General features: G+C 49.1%; 3 protein-coding genes and 1 pseudogene. 1 reads left to right on the plus strand and 3 read right to left on the minus strand.

Annotated features, from left to right (window positions below; genetic code table 11):
- Positions 1-217 (minus strand): annotated as a pseudogene (locus C7N83_RS13625) (IS256 family transposase); the annotation flags it as partial.
- A 161-nt stretch (positions 218-378) separates the two neighbouring features.
- Positions 379-768 (minus strand): hypothetical protein, encoded by a 390-nt coding sequence (locus tag C7N83_RS13630; RefSeq protein WP_106743259.1) that lies wholly within the window; start codon positions 766-768, stop codon positions 379-381.
- A gap of 108 nt (positions 769-876) precedes the next feature.
- On the opposite strand from C7N83_RS13630, the gene C7N83_RS13635 reads away from it, so the two are divergent.
- A complete protein-coding gene (locus tag C7N83_RS13635) occupies positions 877-1,350 on the plus strand; it encodes a YiiD C-terminal domain-containing protein (RefSeq protein ID WP_245911241.1) in 474 nt (157 codons plus the stop codon).
- Between the two features lie 134 nt (positions 1,351-1,484).
- On the opposite strand, the gene C7N83_RS13640 is transcribed toward C7N83_RS13635, so the two are convergent.
- Positions 1,485-2,042 (minus strand): hypothetical protein, encoded by a 558-nt coding sequence (locus C7N83_RS13640; RefSeq protein WP_146135181.1) that lies wholly within the window; start codon positions 2,040-2,042, stop codon positions 1,485-1,487.
- Positions 2,043-2,363 lie beyond the last annotated feature (321 nt).

Consider the following 2,363-nt stretch of genomic DNA (forward strand, 5'->3'; position numbering starts at 1 on the left):
AACTGCCGGAACCGGTTTTGACGGTTTTTTTGCTGTGGCCGTTACGCCGGCCGGGCTGCAACTGCTTTTGTTCGAGGTATTGTCCGGTTTCGGCTTCCAATGCGGCCTTGGCCGGTTGTTTGATGGGTGGGGTAAGGGGGCCGTCTTTACCGGTCAGTGCCTGTCCGGACTGAAGTTGCCTGAGTGCGGTTTCGAAATCAAATGCGGGTTTGGTCATGTGTCTTCTCCTTTATGGGGGGTTAGGGGATTGACACAGATTTTTGAACAGTACCCAACAGACAGGTTTTTATGCCGGAAAGATGCCTCATGATGAAATGAAGACACATCCTAATTCATACCAAAGGCCGTCTGAAACTTTTCATACGGCCTCGGATAATCTTATGCCTTGCGGTAACGCCACATCAGGCCGATACCTGCCAGCGTTTGCACCACCAGCCAAGAAAAAGCCAGTGTGAGATTGCTGAAGGATTCGGTAAAATCCGTCGGCAGATAGCGGCTCCAGTGCGGATGCGAATCAATGAGGGAAAATCCGACTATTGTCGCCCACATCACAAAGGCCGACAGCAGCAGGGTCGTACCCAACACATAATACCGCTTCGCCTTCACCACCAACATACCCAAAACCACCAAAACCACCGTGGACAAAGCCAAAATACCGAACAACATACCGCGGATGTCTGCCAAAATATCGAAAAACAGCAACATATCCAAAAGGGTCAACACCCAACCGCCGATAACCAGCAAACATACGCCGAAAAAAGTCCGCATTATTGACTCCGAAGCTTGTATTACGTTATACCCGACCCTATTTTAAGGTAATAAAATTCCGTTATCGGGCAACCTTGCCGCAGCTTGGATCTTCCAATCCGCCCAATCATGAAATTCTATACCAAACCGCAAGGCAATCCAATCATGACCGCACAATTATTACAAGCATTTCTGCACACGCATATTCCTGCCACCGCCGCGCTTGAGATTCAAGTCATCGAAGCCGACCGCGAGCATGTCAAGCTCACTATGCCGCACGCACCCAACCGCAACCACAAAAACACCGCATTCGGCGGCTCCATTGCCTTAGGCGCCACCACCTGCGGCTGGGCATTAGTACACAGTCATCTGCCCGAAGCAGCCGGGAATATCGTGATTCAACAAAATGAAACCCAATACCTGCGCCCTGCCCACGGCAACCTGACCATTCAAACCCGCCTTGTTGCAGCCGGAAGTTGGCAGCAGATGAACGAAATATTTACCAAACGCGGTAAAGGTAAAGTAGTGCTGGAAATTGATGTATTTTCCGAAGGCAGGCTGGCAGCGGCTTTTGTCGGGAAATTTGTGGCTTTGAAGGATTAAGGCCGTCTGAAAACTTATCCTGAATTTATAGTCGATTAAAATCAAACCAATACTGCATTGGCGCGCCTTGTCTTAATTCGATTTTAATCGACTATACTTTACGAAATAGAAAGGCCGAGACCTTTGCGAAACCCCTAAAATCCTCTAAATTCCCGTAAACTGCCTATACCATGGGCTTGCTCTTGATTGAATCCTTCACCAGCCTGCGCACGTAGCTCTAAATCCTGCAATTGCATTAATGCGCGTGTAGCATTCACATCACGCACCTTTGTACGAGCCTGCACAAGGAACTCATTAATTTCATTTAGGGTTTCTGGTGTAAGGTACTGAATAGCACTGTAATCAATCTGCACAAGCGCATTCATGGCTGCTACATCTTCAGGGTCTTCAGGGTTGAAGGTACCATGAGCCCCTTTTATAAAAGATAAGATGCGCTTGTTTGCAACATCAATAGCACCAGCGTCATTACCAGTAACGCGTTCAGCAGTAATGTTAGTACTAATAAAGTTCTGGATTGCATTGTGTACTCCTTGTGGGTCTTTAGCCTTTACAGCGTCTTTAATACCTAGCAAGGTACTCATACCTAGGGTAATAGAATTTAGAGGATTCTCCCCATGGGCCGCTTTTTCAAACAAACCGCCGAAGCCATGCTTGCCAAGCATACCGGCTGCTTTCCATTGCTTAAAATCCACATCATTACCGGCCGGCAACCGTTATCCCGAACAGCAAAAAGGCCGTTATGCCCGCCACAACGGCAGCCGTCCCCCTTGTTCATGACTGTCCGTGCCCAACGCCGTTTAACCCGGCCGATGGCACAGCCTATCCGACCCCGGACACAGCACCGTTACCCGTAGGCTTTTAGCGCTGCCGCGGTTTTGACGAACCCCCACAGCACACTCTGCCGCTACCGTAACCGGCTGGCGCAAAACAATACCCTTTCCGAACTGTTGGATTCGATTAACCGCCAACTGGCCGGAAAAAGGCTTAAAAATCCAAAGTACCAAAGCTGCCGT

The sequence above is a fragment of the Neisseria iguanae genome (genome assembly GCF_003013245.1).
Lineage (GTDB): Bacteria > Pseudomonadota > Gammaproteobacteria > Burkholderiales > Neisseriaceae > Neisseria > Neisseria iguanae.

Excerpts from the sequence above, each read along its gene's own strand:
- C7N83_RS13630 (WP_106743259.1), bottom strand. The coding sequence starts at position 768 with ATGCGGACTTTTTTCGGCGTATGTTTGCTGGTTATCGGCGGTTGGGTG.
- C7N83_RS13635 (WP_245911241.1), top strand. The coding sequence starts at position 877 with ATGAAATTCTATACCAAACCGCAAGGCAATCCAATCATGACCGCACAA.